At 71.8% G+C, this 20,416-nt stretch carries 19 protein-coding genes and 1 pseudogene; 13 read left to right on the forward strand and 7 right to left on the reverse strand.

Features of this window, described 5'->3' with window-relative positions; translation table 11 throughout:
• Positions 1-13: 13 nt before the first annotated feature.
• The 5 genes from ACZ6NC_RS02735 (at position 14) to ACZ6NC_RS02755 (ending at position 3,922) form a co-directional block, all read left to right on the forward strand.
• Positions 14-1,336, forward strand: a complete 1,323-nt coding sequence (locus tag ACZ6NC_RS02735) for a metallopeptidase domain-containing protein (RefSeq protein ID WP_465728207.1) — start codon at positions 14-16, stop codon at positions 1,334-1,336.
• Between the two features lie 84 nt (positions 1,337-1,420).
• Positions 1,421-1,618, forward strand: a complete 198-nt coding sequence (locus ACZ6NC_RS02740) for a hypothetical protein (protein ID WP_465728209.1) — start codon at positions 1,421-1,423, stop codon at positions 1,616-1,618.
• Positions 1,619-1,753: 135 nt separating this feature from the next.
• Positions 1,754-2,119 carry a hypothetical protein gene (locus ACZ6NC_RS02745; RefSeq protein WP_465728211.1) on the forward strand — a complete coding sequence of 122 codons (366 nt, stop codon included), beginning with the start codon at positions 1,754-1,756 and terminating at the stop codon, positions 2,117-2,119.
• A gap of 427 nt (positions 2,120-2,546) precedes the next feature.
• Positions 2,547-3,224: an MFS transporter gene (locus ACZ6NC_RS02750; protein WP_465728213.1), complete on the forward strand. Its 678-nt coding sequence runs from the start codon at positions 2,547-2,549 to the stop codon at positions 3,222-3,224.
• A complete protein-coding gene (locus ACZ6NC_RS02755; RefSeq protein ID WP_465728215.1) occupies positions 3,224-3,922 on the forward strand; it encodes an MFS transporter in 699 nt (232 codons plus the stop codon). Before ACZ6NC_RS02750 ends, ACZ6NC_RS02755 begins: the two co-directional genes overlap by 1 nt.
• 72 nt (positions 3,923-3,994) lie before the next feature.
• Here ACZ6NC_RS02755 and ACZ6NC_RS02760 read toward each other — a convergent pair whose 3' ends face one another.
• On the reverse strand, positions 3,995-4,171 hold the full coding sequence (locus ACZ6NC_RS02760) for a hypothetical protein (RefSeq protein ID WP_465728217.1): 177 nt from the start codon (positions 4,169-4,171) through the stop codon (positions 3,995-3,997).
• Positions 4,172-4,360: 189 nt separating this feature from the next.
• Positions 4,361-4,810: a DoxX family protein gene (locus ACZ6NC_RS02765; protein ID WP_465728219.1), complete on the reverse strand. Its 450-nt coding sequence runs from the start codon at positions 4,808-4,810 to the stop codon at positions 4,361-4,363.
• 371 nt (positions 4,811-5,181) lie between these two features.
• Between ACZ6NC_RS02765 and ACZ6NC_RS02770 the strand changes: the two genes are divergently transcribed.
• The 3 genes from ACZ6NC_RS02770 (at position 5,182) to ACZ6NC_RS02780 (ending at position 10,320) form a co-directional block, all read left to right on the forward strand.
• Positions 5,182-6,087 (forward strand): EamA family transporter, encoded by a 906-nt coding sequence (locus tag ACZ6NC_RS02770; RefSeq protein WP_465728221.1) that lies wholly within the window; start codon positions 5,182-5,184, stop codon positions 6,085-6,087.
• Between the two features lie 25 nt (positions 6,088-6,112).
• Positions 6,113-9,973: an amino acid adenylation domain-containing protein gene (locus ACZ6NC_RS02775; RefSeq protein WP_465728223.1), complete on the forward strand. Its 3,861-nt coding sequence runs from the start codon at positions 6,113-6,115 to the stop codon at positions 9,971-9,973.
• Positions 9,974-10,086: 113 nt separating this feature from the next.
• On the forward strand, positions 10,087-10,320 hold the full coding sequence (locus ACZ6NC_RS02780) for a tautomerase family protein (RefSeq protein WP_465728225.1): 234 nt from the start codon (positions 10,087-10,089) through the stop codon (positions 10,318-10,320).
• A 316-nt stretch (positions 10,321-10,636) separates the two neighbouring features.
• Here the strand turns inward: ACZ6NC_RS02780 and ACZ6NC_RS02785 are convergent, their stop codons facing one another.
• On the reverse strand, positions 10,637-11,161 hold the full coding sequence (locus ACZ6NC_RS02785) for a hypothetical protein (RefSeq protein ID WP_465728227.1): 525 nt from the start codon (positions 11,159-11,161) through the stop codon (positions 10,637-10,639).
• A 538-nt stretch (positions 11,162-11,699) separates the two neighbouring features.
• On the opposite strand from ACZ6NC_RS02785, the pseudogene ACZ6NC_RS02790 reads away from it, so the two are divergent.
• A pseudogene (locus ACZ6NC_RS02790) lies at positions 11,700-11,834 on the forward strand (transposase); the annotation flags it as partial.
• Positions 11,835-11,915: 81 nt separating this feature from the next.
• Here the strand turns inward: ACZ6NC_RS02790 and ACZ6NC_RS02795 are convergent.
• Entirely contained in the window at positions 11,916-13,400 is a 1,485-nt protein-coding gene (locus ACZ6NC_RS02795; protein ID WP_465728229.1) for an FAD-dependent monooxygenase, read from the reverse strand.
• A 117-nt stretch (positions 13,401-13,517) separates the two neighbouring features.
• Between ACZ6NC_RS02795 and ACZ6NC_RS02800 the strand changes: the two genes are divergently transcribed.
• Positions 13,518-14,153, forward strand: a complete 636-nt coding sequence (locus tag ACZ6NC_RS02800; protein WP_465728231.1) for a TetR family transcriptional regulator — start codon at positions 13,518-13,520, stop codon at positions 14,151-14,153.
• Positions 14,154-14,276: 123 nt separating this feature from the next.
• Here ACZ6NC_RS02800 and ACZ6NC_RS02805 read toward each other — a convergent pair whose 3' ends face one another.
• Complete coding sequence (locus ACZ6NC_RS02805; protein WP_465728233.1) at positions 14,277-14,846, reverse strand: MepB family protein; 570 nt, start codon at positions 14,844-14,846, stop codon at positions 14,277-14,279.
• Entirely contained in the window at positions 14,846-16,099 is a 1,254-nt protein-coding gene (locus ACZ6NC_RS02810; protein WP_465728235.1) for an MFS transporter, read from the reverse strand. Before ACZ6NC_RS02810 ends, ACZ6NC_RS02805 begins: the two co-directional genes overlap by 1 nt.
• Before the next feature lie 144 nt (positions 16,100-16,243).
• Here ACZ6NC_RS02810 and ACZ6NC_RS02815 point away from each other — a divergent pair, with 144 nt between their 5' ends.
• Together ACZ6NC_RS02815 and ACZ6NC_RS02820 are read left to right on the forward strand one after the other, a co-directional pair.
• On the forward strand, positions 16,244-16,636 hold the full coding sequence (locus ACZ6NC_RS02815) for a hypothetical protein (protein ID WP_465728237.1): 393 nt from the start codon (positions 16,244-16,246) through the stop codon (positions 16,634-16,636).
• Positions 16,637-16,893: 257 nt separating this feature from the next.
• On the forward strand, positions 16,894-17,934 hold the full coding sequence (locus tag ACZ6NC_RS02820; protein WP_465728239.1) for an NAD(P)-dependent alcohol dehydrogenase: 1,041 nt from the start codon (positions 16,894-16,896) through the stop codon (positions 17,932-17,934).
• Positions 17,935-18,145: 211 nt separating this feature from the next.
• Here ACZ6NC_RS02820 and ACZ6NC_RS02825 read toward each other — a convergent pair whose 3' ends face one another.
• Positions 18,146-18,826, reverse strand: a complete 681-nt coding sequence (locus tag ACZ6NC_RS02825) for a TetR/AcrR family transcriptional regulator C-terminal domain-containing protein (protein WP_465728241.1) — start codon at positions 18,824-18,826, stop codon at positions 18,146-18,148.
• A gap of 57 nt (positions 18,827-18,883) precedes the next feature.
• Here ACZ6NC_RS02825 and ACZ6NC_RS02830 point away from each other — a divergent pair, with 57 nt between their 5' ends.
• Entirely contained in the window at positions 18,884-20,380 is a 1,497-nt protein-coding gene (locus ACZ6NC_RS02830) for an FAD-dependent monooxygenase (RefSeq protein ID WP_465728243.1), read from the forward strand.
• The last annotated feature ends 36 nt before the right edge of the window (positions 20,381-20,416 follow it).

A 20,416-nucleotide genomic window follows, 5' to 3' on the forward strand; every position in this document is an offset into this window, starting at 1 on the left:
CCGAATGCGGCGAATGCGCCGGCTCCGCGCCAGGGCGGCGGTGCTCCTGGCCGCCGTCGTCATGGTGCTCTGGGGGGTTCCGCAGGGGGCCCAGGCCGTGCCCGTCCGGGGCTACACGGGCTGGTCGATCCTCATGTGCAAGGTGTCGGACAACGCGTCCGAACCGCACAGCGCCGCCTGGCTGAGGAACTTCTTCACCGACTCTGGTGCCGGCACCGGCGGCATGTACGACTACTTCAACAGCGTCTCGGCCGGCGCGGTGCAGATCCGCAACTCCAACGCCGCCGGCTGGTACACGATGCCCTACACCCTCGCCCAGGAGCAGGGCCGGGACAGGTGGACCCGCTTCCAGGACTGCGTCAACGCCGCGAGCGCCGGCGGGTACACCGTCCCCGCCGGGCACCGCACGATCGTCGTCACCAACGTCGGCATCGACTGGTGGGGTGCCGGCGGTGCGATCTACCTGGACGGCACCGGCCTCGGCTCGGTCTCGGTCGCCCACGAGATGCTGCACGGCTACGGGCTCGGGCACTCCTTCTCCAACGACACCAGCTACCGCAACGCCCCGTGGTCCGCGCCGGGGGAGTACGACGACCCGTGGGACGAGATGAGCGCCGCCAACGTCTACGGCTCGGGCACCGGCGGCACCTACGGCAACGCGCAACCGGTCGGCCTGGCCGGTTTCCAGCTCGACAAGCTCGGCTGGGTGGACCACAGCCGGGTGGCCGTCGCGCCGGCCGGCTGGAGCAGCTACACCCTCACCTCGTTCCAGAGCGACGACGGCTACCACCCGCAGTTGCTCCGGGTGCCGATCGGATCGGACCCGTTCCACTACTACACGGTGGAGTTCACCCGGAAGCTCGGCTACTCCGGGGGCATCCCGAACGACGTGGTGCTGATCCACGAGATCGTCAACGGGACGCCGTACCTGCAGCGCACCCTGGACGGCGGCGCCCGGCTCCCCGTCACCTCGCTGAACGCCAACGGGGACTCGATCGCGACCTCGGTCAGCGGCGGCACCGCGAGCGTCACCGTCTACTCGGCCACCTCGGTCGCGATCTACGGGCCGAACACCTGCACCCCGGGGTACGTCTGGCGCGACGGCGACTACCGCGACTACGCCTGCGTGACCCCGGCGACCCGCAGCCAGACCACCGCCGACAACGCGGCCCGCTACAGCCGGTGGGTGTCCGGCCCCTACGGACCGCACACCTGCGTCTCCGGATACGTCTGGCGGGAGGCCTGGCCGGGTGACGACGTCTGTGTGACTCCCGGCGTTCGCTCCCAGGCGGCTGCCGACAATGCGGCGACGCCGTCGCGCGTCCTGCATCCCTGATCCGCCGAGGACCGGCCCCCGGCGCCCCGTGTGTGGGGGCCGGGGGCCGGGCGGTGCCCGCCGGCCACGTCGCCGGTGCGGTGAGTGTTCGTCCCCGCCCTGCTCGCGGACGCCCCGATCACCGCGTTCTGGCTGGACACCTGGGACCGCACCCGCGAGGCCATGCTCGCCACCGGGCTCATCGATGCCGAACGCCTCGACGAGGCCTGCGAGTCACTGGCCTCGGGGACCGCCGCCGACCTCTCGCCCGGCCTGATCACCGCCTGGGGGCGCCTGTCCTGAGCCCCCCTCCGCCCGGGCGAGCCACTCCTGCGGAGCATCGACTCCCGCCCCTCGCAGGAGAGGCGCACGACGTGGTCGGGTTGTTGCGGACAGGTCGTAAGCTGTGGGCCCGGTCGACGAGGGGGAGTGGCGGCAATGGGTGGCTGGATCTGGGCGCTGATACCTGCCGTGATGATCGGCGGGGGCTGGATCGGCGACAACGTCCGGGGTGCGCTGAAGACGCGCCACGAGCGGAAGATGGAGCTGCAGGAGGCCGCTGAACGGCGGCAGCTCGCACTCGACGCGGCGAAGCGTCCCCCGGAGCCCGTCTGCGGATGCACCCACCACCTGGCGACGCACGACAAGCAGGGCAAGTGCCATGAGGTGGTCGAGGCGCCCACGGCCTGGGACGCCGAGCGCAAGCCACTGCGGTTCGAGCCCCGGCAGTGCAACTGCCAACGGTACGTCGGCCCCGAGCCACTGGGGACGGTCTTCGCGCCGGAGATCGTCGACCCCCGCTGAGCGTCCGGCTCGGCCGGCCCCTCGTGGGCGTGCGCGCCTTCACATGACGACGGCCCCGACGGGGCCGTACTCTGACCTGCTATCACCACATTTCGGACAAATGGGATGTTCGGACATGTCCGGGTGAGAAGTGTCACCCGTTCCACCTGGCCACCTCGGGCAGGGCGAGGTCGCCCGGGCCTGGCCCCGGCCCGGCAGGCTTCAGCCGCCGCCGCACGGGTACGAGGGCCCGTCCGGTTCGGGACCAAGGGCCCGAACGCGGCCGACCTTCGTCCCCGTGGGGACGGCTCCGGAGCGGGCAACCGTGGACGGTCGCCCGGTGAGCCCGGGTGACGGGGCCGCCCACCCGGGCGCCCCCGACTTCTGCCGTCTACCAGGCGTACGGCGTGCGAGAGCACCGCCGTACGCTCCGGAGGACCCGAATTCCATGTCCCAGAGCATCGACAACGCCCCGTATGCCGCCTTCCATCGGAGGCTGGCCCTGGCCTGCTCCGGTGGGCCGTTGCTGGACGGCTACATTCTGAGCATCGTCGGCGTGGCCCTGATCGGGATGCGCCCCGAGCTCGGCCTCTCCACCGCCGAAGTCAGCCTGATCGGCGCCGCCGCCCTGGTGGGCATGTTCGTCGGGGGCGCGCTCTTCGGCGTGCTGACCGACAAGATCGGCCGGGAGGTGATGTACACCGCGGACCTGTTGGTGATGGTCGTCTGCTCCGTGCTCTCCTTCTGGGTCGACACGGTGTGGGCGATCGCCGTGTTGCGCTTCGTGCTCGGCATGGCGGTGGCCGCCGACTACCCGATCGCGACCTCGCTTCTCGCCGAGTGGCTGCCGGCCCGCCACCGCGGCCGGCTGCTCGGTCAGCAGATCGTCGCCTGGTACGCCGGTTCCGTCCTCGCCTACCTGACGGGCTACCTGTTCCTGCGGATCGGCGGGCCGGGCAGCTGGCGCTGGATGCTGGCCAGCTCCGCCGTCCTGTGCGTGGTGTTCCTGGTGATCCGGCGCGGCTCGCCCGAGTCGCCGCGCTGGCTCGCCGCTCACGGGCGGGTCGGTGACGCGGTGCGCGTGGTCGAGAAGCATCTCGGTGTCCGGGTGGACGGCTGGAGCTGATGCCCGATCCGTCCGAGGCCGGCCGCCCCGGCGGTCTGCGTCTGCTGATGACCCAGCCCTACCGGCGCCGCACGCTGTTCTGCGGCCTGTTCTTCCTCTGCCAGGTCGGCCCGCTCTTCGCGATGCTGACGTTCGGTCCGCAGATCCTCTCGTCCTTCGGCATGCCCGGCGGCACCGTGCTGGACACGCTGGGTACCGGTCTGGTGAGCCTGGTCTTCCTCCTGGGCTGCTTCCCGGCCCTCCGGCTGATCGACACCTGGGGCCGTCGGCCGGTGATCATCTGGTCGTTCGCCCTGATGATCGTTCCGCTGGCCCTGCTGGGCGTCTGGCCCGCCGCCCCCGCCGCGGTCGCCGTCACCGCGCTGTGCGCCTACGCGTTCCTGTGCGGTGGGCCCAACGTGCTCGACTGGACCTACCCGAACGAGCTCTTCCCGACCGAGATCCGGGCGACGGCGGTCGGTGTCGCGACGTCGGTGAGCCGGATCGGCGCGGCCGTCGGCACGTATCTGCTGCCCCTGTCGCTCAGCGGGCTCGGCACCGGGCCGACCATGCTGATCGCGGCCGGCACCACGGCCGTCGGCCTCCTCGTGTGCGTCCTGTGGGCCGAGGAGACGCGCGGCACCGCCCTGGGCGCGGCGGCGGCCGCCGACTCCCCGTCGACCGCTCCTGCCCGGCGCACGCCCGAGCCGGTGAGCTGACACCGGGCGCTCCGCGAAGCCCGTGGAGGCACGGCCGGCCCGGCCGTGCCTCCACGGCGCCCGCCGCCCGGCTCAGGCGACTGCTGGCAAATGGACCGCGGCCGCGTCGGCGGCGAGATCCCGGAGCGTGTACGCGGGCGCCTCGGGGCCGACGGTTGTCGACGCGCCGGAGTCGCGCAGGTCGTAGCGCACGACGTGACGTCCGCCGCGCGCGAGCGACTCGCAGAGCGCGTCGGGCCACGACAGCATGGCCTTGCCGCCCGCGATTGACCTGCTTCACCTGGGTCGGCACCTGCCGTCCCCCCTTCCCCCGGAGGTGGCACGGGAGGCCGTGATCACGGAACCGGGGTCGGTCCGCTGCCGAATGCAGCGGTCCTGGCCGCCACCGTCGGCGGCATGCGCTACTCGGCGCCGACGGTGGCGGTTCGCGTCACAGGGTCAGGCGGACGTGGCGACCTCGGCGGTCGGCTGGATTCTACGGCGGGCGCCCAGGAGCTGGTCGAGTGCCAGCGCGCCGGGGCCGGTGAAGACCAGAAGCACGAAGGCCCAGGCGTAGATCGCCGAGAGCTCGCCGTGGTTCTGCAGCGGCAGCAGGGCGTCGGCCTGGTGCTCGACGAAGTACGCGTACGCCATGGAGCCGGAGGCGATCAGCGCGGCGAAGCGGGTGAACAGGCCGGTGAGGGCCAGGACGCCGCACACAAGCTGGATCACGGCTGCGTACCAGTAGGGCCAGACGCCGGCGTCCACGGAACCACCGCCCGGCGCGCCCCCGAAGACGCCGAACAGGGAGGCGGCGCCGTGGCAGGCGAAGAGCAGGCCGATGACGATCCGGAAGAGGCCCAGTGCGTAGGGCTTCGCGTGATCAAGGTACTCGTCGATGGCTGGCATGTACAGACTCCTTTGATGGCGGGGGAAGCGGCGGAGCCATACGTTAGGGAAGGCTCCCCTGGCTGGCAAGGGTTTGTGGTTCGCAGCAGAACCGGTCGCGGGCCGACCAAACGGCCAGGCCAGGCCCATCTTGTGAGTGAGCATCAGGAGTTGGGTGCGATCGGCATCCCCTTCGAGACCCCGGGTTCGGACACGTCTTGTTAGGTGAGCCTTTCCTGACCTATGGTCTGCTGGGCCGGGGGTCGCCTGGCTTCCTCGCATAACCATGCCCTCATGGGAGAACTCACTGTGCCCAGACCCAGGCAATCCGTTACCGCTGCTCTCGTCCCGCCCGTCACGGCTCGCATACCGGTCCTGGACCCGGTCGTCAGGTGAAGGGCAACCGGCTGATCCTCGACTCGGGACTGACCGCGCTGGCCCCGGCGGTCTGGGGCAGCACCTACCTGGTGACCACCGAACTGCTGCCTCCCGACCGGCCGCTCCTGGCCTCCACGGTGCGGGCGCTGCCTGCCGGGCTGGTGCTGCTCGCGATCGGCCGGGTCATGCCGCGCGGGGTGTGGTGGTGGCGCGCCCTGGTGCTGGGTGTGCTGAACATCGGCGCTTTCTTCTACCTCCTGTTCGTCGCCGCCTACCACCTGCCCGGCGGTGTGGCGGCACTGGTGGTGGCGGTCCAGCCGATGCTGGTCCTGCTGCTGGCGGCGATGCTGCTGAAGGACCGGATCCAGCCGGTGCAGGTCGCGGCCTGCGTGCTCGGCGTGCTGGGCGTGGCGCTCCTGGTCCTGCGACCGCAGGCGGGGCTCGACACCGTCGGTGTCCTGGCCGGACTGGGCGGCGCGGTCTGCATGGCGTCCGGCATCGTGCTCACCAAGCGCTGGGGCCGTCCGGCGGGCGTGAGCGTACTGACCTTCACCGGCTGGCAGTTGACCGTCGGTGGCCTCGTCCTGCTGCCGGCCACGCTGATCGCCGAAGGCCTTCCCGCCGCGATCACCGGCACCAACATCGCCGGGTTCACCTACCTGAGCGTCATCGGAGCCCTGATCGCCTACGCGCTCTGGTTCCGCGGCATCGAGCGGCTGCCGGCGCTCGGGGTGTCGATCCTGGGCTTCGGCAGCCCGCTGGCCGCCACGATCCTCGGCTACGCCGTCCTGGGCCAGGCCCTGTCAGCACCGCAGCTAGCCGGAGCCGTGGCCGTCGTCGCCGCGGTCGTCCTGGCCCAGCCCAGGCGGAAGCCGGAGATCCAGGCACCGGCCGAAGACCCTGTCGTACAAGCGCTTTAGTCATACAGCAACACCAGGGGGAACCATGAAAACCACCCAGACCATTCGGACGGGCAGTCGCAGACACGGCACTCAGCTGGGCGGCTGCCTGCCCGACCTGCTGGCGGAGCAGGCGGAGGCCCGGCCCGAGGCCGTCGCGGTCGTCAGCGGCGACCAGCGCCTCAGCTACCGCGAACTCGACCGGCGCAGCGGTGAACTGGCCCGCTACCTGCGCCACCTGGGCGTGGGTGCGGACGACTGCGTGGGCCTGTACATCGAGCCCTCCGTGGAGCTGGTGACGGGGGTCTGGGGAGTCCTCTACGCCGGTGCGGCCTATCTGCCGCTTTCCCCGGAGTACCCCGACGACCGGCTGCGCTACATGATCGACGACAGCCGTACCTGCATCATCGTCACCCAGCCCCACCTGCGGGAACGCCTCTCCCGGCTGGCGCCGCGAGGGACGACGGTCATCACCCCGGCGGACGCGGAGTCCATGCCCGACGAGGGCCCGACGGGTCCGACTGCGCTGCGCCCGGACGGTCTCGCCTACGTCATCTACACCTCGGGCAGCACCGGCCGGCCGAAAGGCGTGATGATCGAGCACCGCAGCGTCGTCTCCCAGCTGCGCTGGATGCACGCCTGCGGGCACCTGGGCAAGGGCACCACGGTGCTGCAGAAGACGCCGATGAGCTTCGACGCCGCGCAGTGGGAGATCCTGGCCCCGGCCGTGGGGGCCAGGGTCGTGATGGGCGCGCCGGGCGTCTACCGGGATCCCGAGGCGCTGATCGCCACCATCGTCGAGCACGGGGTGAGCACGCTCCAGTGCGTGCCCACACTGCTCCAGGCGCTGCTGGACACGGAGGACCTGCACCGCTGCACCAGCCTCGCGCGGGTGTTCTCCGGGGGAGAGGCGCTCTCGCGACAGCTCGCCCGGTCCTTCTGCGACGAGCTCCCGTGGGCGTCGCTGGTCAACCTGTACGGGCCGACCGAGTGCACCATCAACGCGACCGCGTACCTGGTCGACCCGGAGGAGATCGGGGAGGGCGCCGGTTCGATCCCGATCGGAGTGCCCGTCGACAACACCCAGTGCTACATCCTCGACGCCGACCTGGCGCCGGTGGACATCGGGGAAACCGGCGAACTGTACATCGGCGGCGTTCAGTTGGCCCGCGGCTACCTCCACCGGCCCGACCAGACCCGGGAGCGGTTCGTCCCCTCGCCGTTCGTCCCGACGGAACGGCTGTACCGGACAGGGGACTTGGCGTACTGGAACCCGGACGGGACGATCCAGTTCTCCGGCCGGACGGACAACCAGGTGAAGCTGCGCGGCTACCGGGTCGAGCTGGACGAGATCGCCCTCGCGATCGAGGAGCACGCCTGGGTCAGGCGGGCCGCGGCGATCGTCACCGACGACCAGCGGACCGGCTTCCAGAACCTGGTGGCGTGCATCGAGCTGAACCCGAAGGAAGCGGCCCTGATGGACCAGGGCAACCACGGCGGACACCACCAGTCCAAGGCGAGCAAGCTCCAGGTGAAGGCGCAGCTCTCCAACCCGGGCCTGCGCGACCCCGAGGAGCTCGACGGCCGGCCGGTGGTGGAGCTGCCCGGCCGGGAGGAGACGCAGCGCCAGCGGCGGGAGACCTTCGCCCGCAAGACCTACCGCTTCTACGAGGGCGGGGAGGTCGGCCGGGACGACATCGTCGAGCTGCTCGCCCCGCGCCCGGCTGGCGGACTCTCCCGCGCCCTCGACGACCTGACGTTCGCCGAACTCGGCGAGATCCTGCGGTGGTTCGGCCAGTACCACAGCGACGAGCGGCTGCTGCCGAAGTACGCGTACGCCTCGCCCGGCGCGCTGTACGCGACGCAGCTGTACCTGGAGACCGCCGGCGTGGCCGGCCTGGCCGCGGGCGTGTACTACTACCACCCCGCCGATCACACCCTGGTGCGTACCGGCCCGGCCGGGTTGCACGTCGGCGCGCACCTGTCGGTGCACTTCGTCGGCAAGCGGCGGGCGATCGAGCCGGTGTACGCCAACAACATCCAGGAGGTCCTGGAGTTCGAAGCCGGCCACATGGTGGGCCTGTTCGAGGAGGTGCTGCCCGAGTACGGGCTCGGCATCCGCCCCCTGGCCCACCTCCGGTCCGTCCGGAACAGCCTGGACGTCGCCGACGAGGACCACTACCTGGGGACCTTCGGGATCCACCCGGGCGACGGCACGCCGCGAGCCGCCTCCACCGAGATCTACGTCCAGGCGCACCCGGGGCGGGTGACCGGCCTCCCCGCCGGTCAGTACCGCTACGTGGACGGCGAGTTGGAGCGGATCTCGGACGAGCTGGTGCTGCGCAAGGACGTCATCGCCATCAACCAGAAGGTGTACGAGCGGGCGAGTTTCGGCATCACCGCCGTCAGCCGGGCGGTCGAGCCGTGGCTGGAGTACATCAGCCTGGGGGCGACCCTGCACCACCTGCAGCGCAACGGCCTCGGCCTGGGGTTCATGTCCTCGGGCTACAGCTCGAAGACCGGCCACCCGCTGCCGGCGGCGCGGCGCATCGACGCCGTCCTGGCCGCGTGCGGGATCGGATCGGGCGCGTCGTACTTCTGCCTCGGCGGCAGGGTCAGCGAGGAGCAGATCCGCAGCGAGGGCATGTACGAGGACACGGTCCACATGAAGGGCCCGGCCGAGATCGTCAAGGACGAGCTGGCCGCCCTGCTGCCCGACTACATGATCCCGAACCGGGTGCTCGTCCTGGACGAGCTGCCACTGACCGCGAACGGCAAGGTCGACGGCAAGGCCCTCGCCGCCTCGGAGCAGGTGCGGTCCGCGGACACCGGCGGCCCGTTCGTCGCCCCCGTGACGCGGCACGAGCGGTGGCTGGCCGAGGCTTGGGGCAAGGCGCTGAAGTACGACGAGGTGTCGGTCGAGGACGAGTTCTTCGCGTCCGGCGGGAACTCGCTGACCGCCGTCGCCCTGGTCAACCGGATCAACCGGGAGTTCGGGACCAGGCTGCCGCTCCAGGTCGTCTTCGAGTGCCCGAAGCTGGTCGATCTGGCGGCACGGATCGGCCGGGACACCGGGAAGCCGTCCTCCCGGCTGGTGCCCCTCCAGCACGCGGACTCCGGCCGGAACGCGGACTCCGGCGGCCCGGTGTTCTGCTGGCCGGGGCTCGGCGGTTATCCGATGAACCTGCGCCTGCTGGGGCGTGAGGCGGGCGCCGGCAAGCCCTTCTACGGGGTGCAGGCGCACGGGATCAACGCCGGCGAGCGGCCGTACCCGACGATCCGGGAGATGGCCGCGGCCGACGTCGCCGAGATCCGGCGGGTGCAGCCGACGGGGCCGTACACGCTCTGGGGCTACTCCTTCGGCGCCCGGGTCGCGTTCGAGGCGGCCTGGCAACTGGAGCAGGCCGGGGAGACGGTGGCGGACCTGCTGCTGATCTGCCCCGGCAACCCGAAGGTCCGCCAGGCCGACGGGGAGCGCCACGGCCGGGAGGCGTCGTACCGCAACCCGGCGTACGTGACGATCCTCTTCTCCGTCTTCACCGGGTCCATCAGCGGGCCCGAACTGGAGCAGTGCCTGCGGGCGGTGGCGGACGAGGACGGCTTCGTCGCCGTCGTGAACGGCCTGCTCCCCTCACTGGACGAGGAGTTGATCCGGCGGATCACCCGGATCGTGGGGGAGACGTACGAGTTCGAGTACAGCTTCCGCGAGCTGGCCGAGCGGCGGCTCGACGCGCCGGTGACCATCTTCAAGGCCGCGGGGGACGATTACTCGTTCATCGAGGGCAGCTCCGGCTACTCCGCCGCACCCCCGACCGTGGTCGAACTCCACGGGGACCACTACAGCGTGCTGAGGGAGCACGGCATCGCCGAACTCGCGGCGGCGATCCACACCCGCCCCGGCAGCTGAACCCGCACCTGCACCCGCCGTGACCTTGCCCGCACGTGCGCGGCCAGGGTGGTGGAGCGAACGCCAACCCGATCTGCCCCCCTTCCCGCCACAACCGAACGAAGGAGCACTCCGTGCCGCACGTCAACATCAAGCACCTGCCCCGGGACTTCACCGACGAGCAGAAGAGGAGGCTGGCAGAGGTGATCACCACGGTCGTGATGGACCACTTCGACGTCTACGAAGGCGCCGTCTCGATCGCCCTGGAGCCGGTGGCCGAGCCGGACTGGAGCGCGAGGGTCGAGGTTCCGGAGATCGCGGGACGTCAGCAGTTGCTGATCAAGGTGCCGAACTATCGCAGCGAGTGAGTGGCGGTCCACGCTTCGTCGGCAGGGTGCGGGTGCGCCGCGCGGCGTTTGCACCGGCACGGTGCGGGCCGTTTTCTGGAAGGAGGGCGGGCCGTTCCTGCAAGCCGGAGGAGGAGAGGGACGCCATGCAGGTGACCAGGAGGTCGTCGAGTTCCTCAATGAGCAGTTGACTGCGGAGCTGACCGCGATCAACTGATCGCGGGGCCCGGCTGCGAGCCGGGACTCACACACCGGCGGCGATGACGACTGGATCCCGGTCGCAATCCCGGGTGGGCCGGCCAGCGGAGGCCGGCACCGCCGTGCCGGCGCCGCCCCGTCAGTGCTGGCTGTTGAGGAAGCCGATCACGACGGCGCCCCACCAGCAGATCTGGGAGACGAGCGCGGTGGTGGCGCCCCAGGCCAGCAGGCGCGGGGTGAGCGGGGTGGGTCCGTGCTCGGCCATGCGTCTGTTCAGGAGCCCGGCCTGGAGGCCGTTGACGGTGAGGAGGAGGACCAGGGCGAGCTTGACGCAGGTGATGGGGGAGGACAGGTCGGGCTCCAGCATCACGCCGCTGACGATGAGCCCGCCGAGCCCGGCCCAGATCGGCAGGTGAAGGCGCGCGGTGGCACCGAGGGTCTCGTGCAGGCTGCACCGCCGGGTCATCCAGAGCAGGCCGTAGTAGTCGGCAACGAGGACCGCGCCGAAGCCGAGGACGAGCGAGGCCAGGTGGACGAAGAGAGCCGCCGTGTGCAGAGCCGGGTCGACGTTGATGTGCGCCGCGATCCACGTGCACGCCGTCAGGCCGGCGCAGGCCGCCAGGGCCGCGGCGGCCACCGTCCACCACCCGTCGTGCAGGCTCACCGGTCGGTCGGAGGCGCCACTGGGCCACGCGGGCGTGGTGAGAACGGAAACGGATGGCTCCGAGGGCAGAGCGGGCACGGGGCCTCCAAACGGGTGACGTAAAAATCAGGTAAGGCTTACCTACTTGTTGATTCCTTGGTCAATCCGGGAAGCCCCGAATCGGCCCGCGAACCCCGAAGCGTGGCCACTTCGATGCGGAGTCGAGATCTGACGGCGCGAAACGTTGTTAGGTAAGGCTTCCTTGCCCTAGTGTCTGCCCGCCGAAGATCGTCCCCCGCCCTCAGGGAGCCCTCATGTCCGCCCGTCGTTCGACAACGCCTGGGCCGTGGAACTGAGCGAGGCCGTACCCGTGCCGGCCGCGTGGGCCGGGATCCCGATCGCCATGAGTCACCTGCCCGGAGTTGCCTTCCTGGCGGCGTTCGTCCCCGACGAGGATCCGACTCTGGAGCCGAACGTCCACATCCACAGCCATGACGAGCGCGTCATCCCCTGCGAGATCATGCGCTGGTTCATGGAGCAGGTCACCGAGCAGGTCGAACGCGCCCGCGTCGAGCACGTCTTGGCCCGGATGAAGACCTGGAAGATCCTGCGCGACTGCCGCCTCAAGGGCGATGGCGTCCACCACGCCATGCTCGGCATCGCCCACGTCCACAACCTCCTCCAGGCTGCGTAGTCCGGTCTGCCACCGCTGGGCGAGACTCGCCTGCCGCCGTCGAAGATCAATTGCGGGACGGCCCTGAGCCGTCCGCCACGGCTACTTCAGGGCTGCCAGGTACGTGAGCACCTCCTCGCGGGCGGCTGCCGGGGCGACGAGGGCGACGTGGTTGTCCGGCCGGACGAGGACGAGGGCGTCGCCGGTGATTCCGTAGGCCCGGCGGGCTTCGCCGTCGGGGTCGTCGAGCGCTACCGGCCGGACGTGGCCGGGCAGTTCGGTGAGTGCGGGGCGGGCGCCCGGACCGAAGCCGAGCAGCGTGAAGTGGTCGCCGGAGAAGTGCTCGAAGAGCCGGGCCGGCTCGCCGTCGGGGCCGGGGCCGGGGCAGAGGGCGTCCGGTGCCCGGTCGCCGGCCTGGAGCGTGCCGTCAGCGCGTCCGGTGGCGAGCCGGCTCCACCGGTAGCCGAGCGAGAGGCCGGTGAGGTCGCCGACCCGGCCGGCTTCGACGCCGATGCCGGGGGTGCTGATGCCCTCGGTGACGGCGGCCATGCCGGCGGTGGTGACGTCGAGGGTCCAGGCGGCGATCGGCAGGCGTTCCTCCTGGTAGGTGTCCAGCAGGGCGGGTGCGGCGAGACCGCGCACCACGTAGCCGAGTTTCCACGCGAGGTTCCAGGCGTCCTGGATTCCGGTGTTCATGCCGAGCCCGCCCGCGGTGGGGTGGACGTGCGCGCAGTCGCCGGCCAGGAAGACCCGCCCCTGGCGGTACTGCTCGGCCATCCGGACGTTGACCCGCCAGGTGGAGAGCCAGGTGGCATCGGTGAGCCTGAGGTCCTGGCGGCCGGTGTGCAGTGCGGCCAGCCGCTGGAAGCTCTCCAGTGACGGGGCGACCGTCCGGCCGTCGGCGTCCGTCTCCGGGCTTGCCTGCAGCTGCCAGCGGCGGGTGCCCTCGAACGGGCAGAGCATGAACGCGCCCTGCGGCCCGAACCACTGGTGCCAGGCGCCCGGATCCAGCCCCTCGACCTCGACGTCGCCGCAGACCATCACCGGCTCCGGGTCGCCGTGCCCGACGAACGGTATGCCCAGCAGCTTGCGCACCGTCGAGCGGCCGCCGTCGCAGGCGACCAGGTACTCGGCGGAGATCCGACCGCCGTCGGCGAGACGCACCTCCACTCCGTCGCCGTTCTGGGTGAAGTCCACGAGTTCGGTGGCGAGTTCGACCGTCACCCCGTACTCGGCGAGCCGCTCGCGCAGCAGGCGCTCCACCCGCGTCTGCGGCAGCCACAGGCTCGCCGGGTACGGGACGGCGGCGCTGGGGCGGGCGCCGGCGAAGGGTTCGGTCTCGTTGACGAACTCGCCGGCGAAGTACTTGCGGAACGGCAGGTGGGTGCGGCCCGCGGCCGCCAGCCGCTCGCCGAGGCCCAGGTCGGCGAGGACCTCCAGGCTGCGCGGGTTGAGCGTCTTGCCGCGCGAGCCGGTGTGGAATGCGGCTGCCCTCTCGATGACACGGACCGCGACGCCCTGCCGCGCCAGTCCGCACGCCAGGGTCAGTCCGGTCGGCCCCGCCCCCACGATCACCACGGTCGTCATGTGTGTGTCCGCCCTTCCGGCTTGTCGGTACACACCATGGAACAGCAACCGAGTAAGAATGGCAACCAGGTAAGAAAAGAAACCGAGTAACAAATGTCTCCGGGTTATGATCAGGGCATGAGTCCGAGCGAGCCAGACACGGGTCTGCGGACCCTCAAGAAGCAGCGCACCCGGCAGACCATCGCCGACGTGGCCATCGCCCTGTTCCTCGACCGGGGGTTCGACCAGGTCTCGGTGGCCGAGATCGCCGCCGCCGCCGAGGTTTCCAAGCCCACCCTCTTCCGCTACTTCGGAAGCAAGGAGGAACTGGTCCTGCACCGCTTCGCCGACCACCTCGGCGAGGCCGCGCGGGTCGTTCGCGCCCGCGAGCCCGGGGTCACCCCGCTTGACGCCCTCGAACGCCACCACCTGGATCGTCTGGCGGCCCGCGACCCCAGCACCGGGCTGACCGACGACCCCGAGGTGCTGGCCTTCCTCCGGCTGGTCTACGAGACCCCCAGCCTCTCCGCCCACCTCCTCGACTATCTCGACGCCGACACCCGCGCGCTCACCGAGGCGCTGGACCCGGACGGGAACGTGGCCGCCCGGCTGGTCGCCGCCCAGTACTCGGCGGTGCGCCAGGTCCTCGCCCGCTCCACCTGGACCAGGCTCGCCGAGGGGCTGGACATCGGCGACGTCGCGCGGAAGGCCGCCGCCGAGACGGCCGAGGCGTTCGCCCTGCTGCGCGGAGGCGCCGCCGGCCACGGATTCTGAGCCGGCCGACACCGTCCGGCCCCGGCCCGGGGCCGACCCAGGCCCGGTACGACGACTGACAGGGGTCCGGCCGCACCGGGACGGCCCGGGGCCGGACGGTCCAGTGGTGGTGCCGGCGCCGTCCTACGGGTGGTAGAGCCCGTGGGCACGGGCGGAGTCGACGGGCTCGCCCTCGTGCAGGGGTAGGAAGTGGTCCAGCTGCCAGGCCTGCGCGCTGCCGGCCTGGCGGTTGGTGGTGGTCACCCAGGGCGGGTAGACGCGGAAGGCCCGTTTCCCTCCGGCACCGTCCGTCGACACGACACCGTGCCGGCGGAGCGCGTCCATGGGGAAGACGAACTGGCCGAAGTGGTGACGGTCGCGGGTGCTGATGACGAAGAGGTCGACGGGGTCCGTGGTGTCGAAGGGCTGGATGGGCCCACCCGGCGACCTCTTCCATACGGTGACGAACTGTCCGACCTTGGTGGGGGTCGTCCTGGCCGCGCGGAACCGGACGGAGCGGCCGTCGAGCGTGAACTCGTGGGCGGCGTAGGCGGCACTCTCGGCTTCGGGAACCGGCTGCGAGCAGATGAAGCCGCAGGGGTCGTAGACGAGCGTCTTCGCCGCGAGGAGGTCGCTGTGGGCCGCCGTGGTGTCCGACCACGGGGTGAGGCCGGCGGCTTGGGGGTCAGGTGAGTGGTCGCGGTGCGTCGTCATCAGTCCACCCTGCCACGGCTGCTCGGACGGTCGTCGACCTCCACCCGGGGCGTGGCTCCCGTGCGGGCCCGGTACAGCAGGTAGGTCCCGGAGGCGGCGGCGAGGACGGCCATGCAGGCCGTGAACACCAGGCCGGCATCGGCCAGGCCGAGCGGCTCGCCGAGCAGGCCCACCCCGATGACCGGGATCGAGATGCCGAAGTAGGCGACCACGAAGAGCAGCGAGAGGGCGCCGCCGCGGTGTTCGGCGGGAGCGGCGGCTGCTACCTCGCCCACCGCTCCGCGCAGGCCCATGCCCTGGCCCGCGCCGCCCACCAGGGCGCTGAGCACCAGCGGCGGCAGGCTGGTCCACGCGAGCGAGGCGGCCAGCAGGGCCAGGCCGGCGATGAGCACCAGGCAGCCCAGCGGGATCGCCCGCGCGGTGCCCAGCCGGGGCACCAGGAGCTGGCCGAGGGTGGAGGCGAAGAAGGCCGCGAAGACGATGAGGCCGACGACTGCGTGGTTGTGGACGTCCAGGCTCTCGGCGAGGAAGGCGGGGCTGACCGAGGTGAACACACCGAGCAGGGAGAAGCCGGCGAAGGCGGCGATCCCCGCCGGGACGAACACCCCGCGGACCTCCGCCGGAAGGGAGGGCCGCTGCGGACGGGCGGTGCGCAGCGGGCGGGCCCCGGCGACCGTCTCCGGCAGGAACCAGGTGACCGTGAACGACGCGGCGAGCAGCACCAGGTGCACGACGAACGGCAGGACCAGGGGATCGGGCGCGTACTCGGCGAGCAGTCCCGACAGCAGCAGTCCGCAGCCCAGGCCGCCCATGTTGGCGGCGGTCGCGACGAAGCCGGCACGGGCCCGGCGCGCGGGCGGGGCGAGCTCCAGTACGTACGCGGTGGCGGTGCCGGTGAACAGGCCTGCCGACAGGCCGGACAGCAGGCGGCCCAGGCAGAGCAGCGGCAGGCCCCCCTCGGCGAGGAAGGCGACGGCGCTGCAGGCCGCCAGTGCCAGTCCGCAGAGCAGGACGGGCCGGCGTCCGACGGAGTCGGAGACGTTGCCGACCAGCAGCAGGACACCGATGACGCCGAAGGCGTAGACGGCGAACACGACCGTCACCATGAGTTCGGAGAAGCCGAGCTCCTCCTGGTAGAGCCCGTACAGCGGAGTGGGCAGGGTGGTGCCCGCCATGCAGACGGCGAAGGCGGCGGCCGCCCCGAGGTAGCCCGCCTGGCCGGCGGCGGTCCGCCCGGCCCGACGATCAGTCATCCGCCCACGGTAGGCGCCCGGCGCCGGCGCTGTGCCGGCCCGACACGCCGCCGACCGGCGGAACACGGCCCGACACTCCGGGAGCGCGCCTACTGTCGCCCTCGCCCATCCAGGGATATTTACTGACAGAAGCGGAGAATCTCCATGAAGTGTCGCGCCACGTGGATGCCGGCCCTGCTCGCCGCCGTCGGAATCGTCGCCGTGCCGACCGTCGCAAGCGCAGACGTCGTCTCCGGCGGCAACCACGGGACGGTGATCGTCGGCAACGACAACCAGGTCGCCGGCTACGACCTCATCAACGCCGGCAACGACGCCACCGTCGGTTCCCACAACGGTTCGGGCACCGTGGCGGGCGGCGCCGTGGATGCCGCCCAGGCCGCGGGCGGCAACTACGACACGATCATCGTCGGCGACCGCAACCAGGTCGGCGGGGACGACATCATCAACGCCGGCAACGACGCCACCGTCGGCTCCTACAACGGTGCCTCCGGCATGGCGGCGATGATCACCGACGCGCTGCGTCCGATCACGGGCTGAGACCCGGGCCGCCGCGGCAGGGCGACGGCGCCCCGCCGCGGCGGCCCGTGCGTGGCGCCCGGACGGTGCGGGCCTCCGGCCGGCGCAGTACGGCCCCCCGCGCCGCGGCTGCGTAGCCGGCACCCGCATCCCCTGATACCCCGCTGCACCCGCACGGGCCCCGGCGGCACCGGCCGCCCCTTGCCACGGGAGGGAGCCCGACCACGGCGCCTCCCAACTCAGTGCGTTCGTCGCCTGCCTCCAGGAGAACCCCTGCCATGACCACTGTTGCCGCCTACGCCGCGCCCGCCGCGAAGGCCCCGCTGGAACGGACGACCATCGAGCGTCGCGCGGTCGGGGAGCGCGACGTACTGATCGACATCAAGTTCGTCGGCATCTGCCACTCCGACATCCACCAGGCCCGCGAGGGATGGGGCAAGGCGATCTTCCCGATGGTGCCCGGCCACGAGATCGCGGGCGTCGTCTCCGGGACCGGCCCCGGCGTGACGAAGTTCGAGGTCGGCGACCGGGTGGGCGTCGGCTGCATGGTCGAGACCTGCCGCGAGTGCGACGACTGCAAGGCGGGCCTGGAGCAGTACTGCGCCAAGGGCCCGGTCTGGACGTACAACGCCGTGGGCAGGGACGGGCGGCCCACCTTCGGCGGCTACTCGCAGAAGGTCGTCGTCGACGAGAACTACGTCGTGCACATCCCGGAGGGCCTCTCCCTGGACGTGGCCGCCCCGCTGATGTGCGCCGGCATCACCACCTACTCACCGCTGCGGCACTGGCACGCTGGCCCCGGCAAGAGGGTCGCCGTCATCGGTCTCGGCGGTCTCGGCCACGTGGGCGTGAAGATCGCCCACGCGCTCGGTGCCGAGGTCACCGTCCTGTCGCAGTCCCTGCGCAAGAAGGACGACGGCCTGAGGCTGGGCGCCGACCACTACTACGCCACCAGCGACCCGAAGACCTTCCAGGACGCGGCAGGCAGGTACGACCTCATCCTCAACACCGTCTCCGCCCCGCTCGACTTCGCCGCCTACATGTCGTTGCTGCGCACGGACGGGACCATGGTGAACCTCGGACTCCCGGAGGAGCCGGTGCAGATCGAGCTCCAGAAGATGTCCGGCAATCGCCGCAGCCTGAGCAGCTCGGGCATCGGCGGCATCGCCGAGACCCAGGAGATGCTGGACTTCTGCGCCGAGCACCAGGTGGGCGCCGAGATCGAGCTGATCCGCGCGGACGAGATCAACGACGCCTACGAGCGGGTCCTCGTCAGCGACGTCCGCTACCGCTTCGTCATCGACGCGGCCACCATCTGACTCCGTCTTGCACGGTGACGATCCGACCTGCTCTCCCCGGTGGCGGCGACCGGGGACCGGGCCGCCGCCGGCAACCCCGGCGGTGACGGCCCGCCCACCGGCGCGGTGAGCGCGTGGCGAGGCCCGAGGCCACCCGCACCACCGCAGGTGCCGGCACCGGGTGCCGCCGCCGTTGCCGTCGGCTCCGGCCCCGCGCTTGGGTGGGCGGTGTTCACCTGCCGGGGTGGGCGGGGCCGGCGTGGCCGGGTGGCCGGGAGTCGGGTGCGGTCCCGAGCGAGCGCAGGACGAGCGAGAGCCCGTACTCGAAGCGCTCGTCGAACGCGGTGTCCTCCAGGTGGCCGGCCACCCGGCTGAGGGAGGGGTAGGCACCCGGGGCGAGTGCCGGGCCGAGGGTGTGTTCCCCGCCGGACGCGGCGAGGGCCTGTTCCTCCTGGGTGAGGCCCAGGACGAGGTACTGGATGGTCCACAACGCCCAGACCGCTTGGCGTTCGTCGAGGCCGCCGGCGAGGAGGGCTTCGACGGTGACATCGGCGAAGGCGAGGGTCGCGGGCTCCGCCGCGTAGGTGCCGGCCACGATGGCCGCCCCGTCGCGGTGGCCGAGCAGGCAGCGCCGGTAGCGGCGGGCCAGCTCGCGTACCCGTTCCTCCCACGGCTCGGGCAGGTCCGTCAGCGGGAGTTCGCCGACGATCGCCTCGGCCATCAGCTCCAGCAGGCGGGCCTTGGTCTTGGCGTGCCAGAGGACGGTGTTCATGCGCACGCCGAGGCGTTCCGCGGTGCCGCGCAGGGACACGGCGTCGGCGCCCTTCTCGTCGAGCAGCTCCAGGGCGGCCCGCACCACTGCGTCCGGGTCCAGCCGCGTCCGCGTGGACGCCGGGGGTTGATTCTTGGTCACTGACCTAGTCTACTGGGGCTCACTGAATTGGTCAGTGACCAAGAGAGGGGTGTGGTCATGCACGAGGTAGTCATCGCCGGAGCCGGCCCGGTCGGGCTCTGGCTCGCAGCCGAGCTGCGGTTGTACGGGGTCGAGGTCACGGTGCTGGAGAGCCGGGCCGAACCCGACCCTCACTCACGGGCCCTGACGCTCCACCCGCGCAGCCTGGAACTGCTGGCCTGCCGGGGCCTGGCGGAACCCTTCCTCGTCGAGGGACTGCGGGTACCCAGCGGCCACTTCGCCGGGCTGCCCTCCCGGATGGACTTCACCGGGTTGGACACGCCGTACCCGTTCACCCTCGTCCTCCCGCAGGCCCGCACCGAAGCGCTGCTGGCCGCGCACGCCCGCTCGGCCGGCGTGCGCCTACTGCGCCGACACCGGGTGACCGGCCTGATCCAGGACGGCGACGCGGTGACCGTCGAGGTCGAGTCGCCGGACGGCCCGCGGCAGGTGCGGGCGGCCTACCTGGTCGGCTGCGACGGCACGCGCAGCACCGTGCGGACGGCCGCCGGAATCGACTACCCCGGCACGGACGCGACCTGCTGGGCCTGGATGGCGGACCTCGTCCTCGACAACCCGCCCAGCCGTGCCTCGACCTTCAACGAGCACGGCGCCGTAATGGTCTTCCCCCTGCCCGGCGGGATCCACCGGGTGGTCGGCAACGACGCGACGAGCGTCCGCCGGCGACCCACGCCCCTCACCCTCGGGGAACTGCGCGCCCGGGTGCTCCGGATCACCGGCACCGACTTCGGCATGCGGGACCCGCGCTGGTCCTCGGTCTTCGGCAACGCCACCCGCCAGGCCGACCGCTACCGCAGCGGCCGGGTGCTGCTCGCCGGCGACGCCGCCCACATGCACTTCCCCTCCGGCGGCCCGGGCCTCAACGTCGGACTCCACGACGCCTCCAACCTCGGCTGGAAGCTCGCCCAGACGCTGGCCGGCACCGCCCCGGCCGGCCTGCTCGACACCTACCACGCCGAGCGCCACCCGGTCGGCGTCGAGCTGCTGCGCAGCACCCGCGCACAGACCGGCCTGATGACCACCTACACGCCCGAGGCGCTGGCCCTGCGCGAGCTCATGGGCGAACTCATCACCGAGGTCGGGGAGTTCTCCGCGGCGCTGGCCGTCAGGGCCGCCGGGCTCGCCGTCACCTACCCGCCCGCCGATCCCGCCGGGGCCCACTCGCTGACCGGCTCCCGCGCTCCGGACCTGAAGGTGAGCGGATCGGGCACGCTGTTCCCGCTGCTGCGGCAGGGCCGCTACGTCCTCCTCGAAGTCGGCGGCCGGCCGGGCCCGACGCTCGCGCCGCTGGCCCACGATGTCCGGCCCGGCCTCGACGTGTACGGCGCGCCGCCCGTGGAGGACCGGCCCGGCTGGTCGGGGGTCGGCGCCGCCCTGGTCCGCCCTGACGGGCACCTCGCCTGGCTCGGCACTCGGACGGACCCGACGACCCTGCTCGCGGCCGCACGGGAGGCGGTGGCCGCGACGATCGCGCCGCCGTCGTCGCCCGCGTGAGACGGAGCAGGGGAGTGCAGCAGGCGAGCCGGACCG

It is taken from the genome of Kitasatospora sp. NPDC041988, assembly GCF_055588525.1.

Bases quoted from the DNA above. Each gene is read 5' to 3' on its own strand.
- ACZ6NC_RS02735 (WP_465728207.1), top strand. From the start codon at position 14: ATGCGCCGGCTCCGCGCCAGGGCGGCGGTGCTCCTGGCCGCCGTCGTC.
- ACZ6NC_RS02745 (WP_465728211.1), top strand. From the start codon at position 1,754: ATGGGTGGCTGGATCTGGGCGCTGATACCTGCCGTGATGATCGGCGGG.
- ACZ6NC_RS02750 (WP_465728213.1), top strand. From the start codon at position 2,547: ATGTCCCAGAGCATCGACAACGCCCCGTATGCCGCCTTCCATCGGAGG.
- ACZ6NC_RS02755 (WP_465728215.1), top strand. From the start codon at position 3,224: ATGCCCGATCCGTCCGAGGCCGGCCGCCCCGGCGGTCTGCGTCTGCTG.
- ACZ6NC_RS02760 (WP_465728217.1), bottom strand. From the start codon at position 4,171: ATGCTGTCGTGGCCCGACGCGCTCTGCGAGTCGCTCGCGCGCGGCGGA.
- ACZ6NC_RS02765 (WP_465728219.1), bottom strand. From the start codon at position 4,810: ATGCCAGCCATCGACGAGTACCTTGATCACGCGAAGCCCTACGCACTG.
- ACZ6NC_RS02775 (WP_465728223.1), top strand. From the start codon at position 6,113: ATGAAAACCACCCAGACCATTCGGACGGGCAGTCGCAGACACGGCACT.
- ACZ6NC_RS02795 (WP_465728229.1), bottom strand. From the start codon at position 13,400: ATGACGACCGTGGTGATCGTGGGGGCGGGGCCGACCGGACTGACCCTG.
- ACZ6NC_RS02800 (WP_465728231.1), top strand. From the start codon at position 13,518: ATGAGTCCGAGCGAGCCAGACACGGGTCTGCGGACCCTCAAGAAGCAG.
- ACZ6NC_RS02805 (WP_465728233.1), bottom strand. From the start codon at position 14,846: ATGACGACGCACCGCGACCACTCACCTGACCCCCAAGCCGCCGGCCTC.
- ACZ6NC_RS02810 (WP_465728235.1), bottom strand. From the start codon at position 16,099: ATGACTGATCGTCGGGCCGGGCGGACCGCCGCCGGCCAGGCGGGCTAC.
- ACZ6NC_RS02815 (WP_465728237.1), top strand. From the start codon at position 16,244: ATGAAGTGTCGCGCCACGTGGATGCCGGCCCTGCTCGCCGCCGTCGGA.
- ACZ6NC_RS02820 (WP_465728239.1), top strand. From the start codon at position 16,894: ATGACCACTGTTGCCGCCTACGCCGCGCCCGCCGCGAAGGCCCCGCTG.
- ACZ6NC_RS02830 (WP_465728243.1), top strand. From the start codon at position 18,884: ATGCACGAGGTAGTCATCGCCGGAGCCGGCCCGGTCGGGCTCTGGCTC.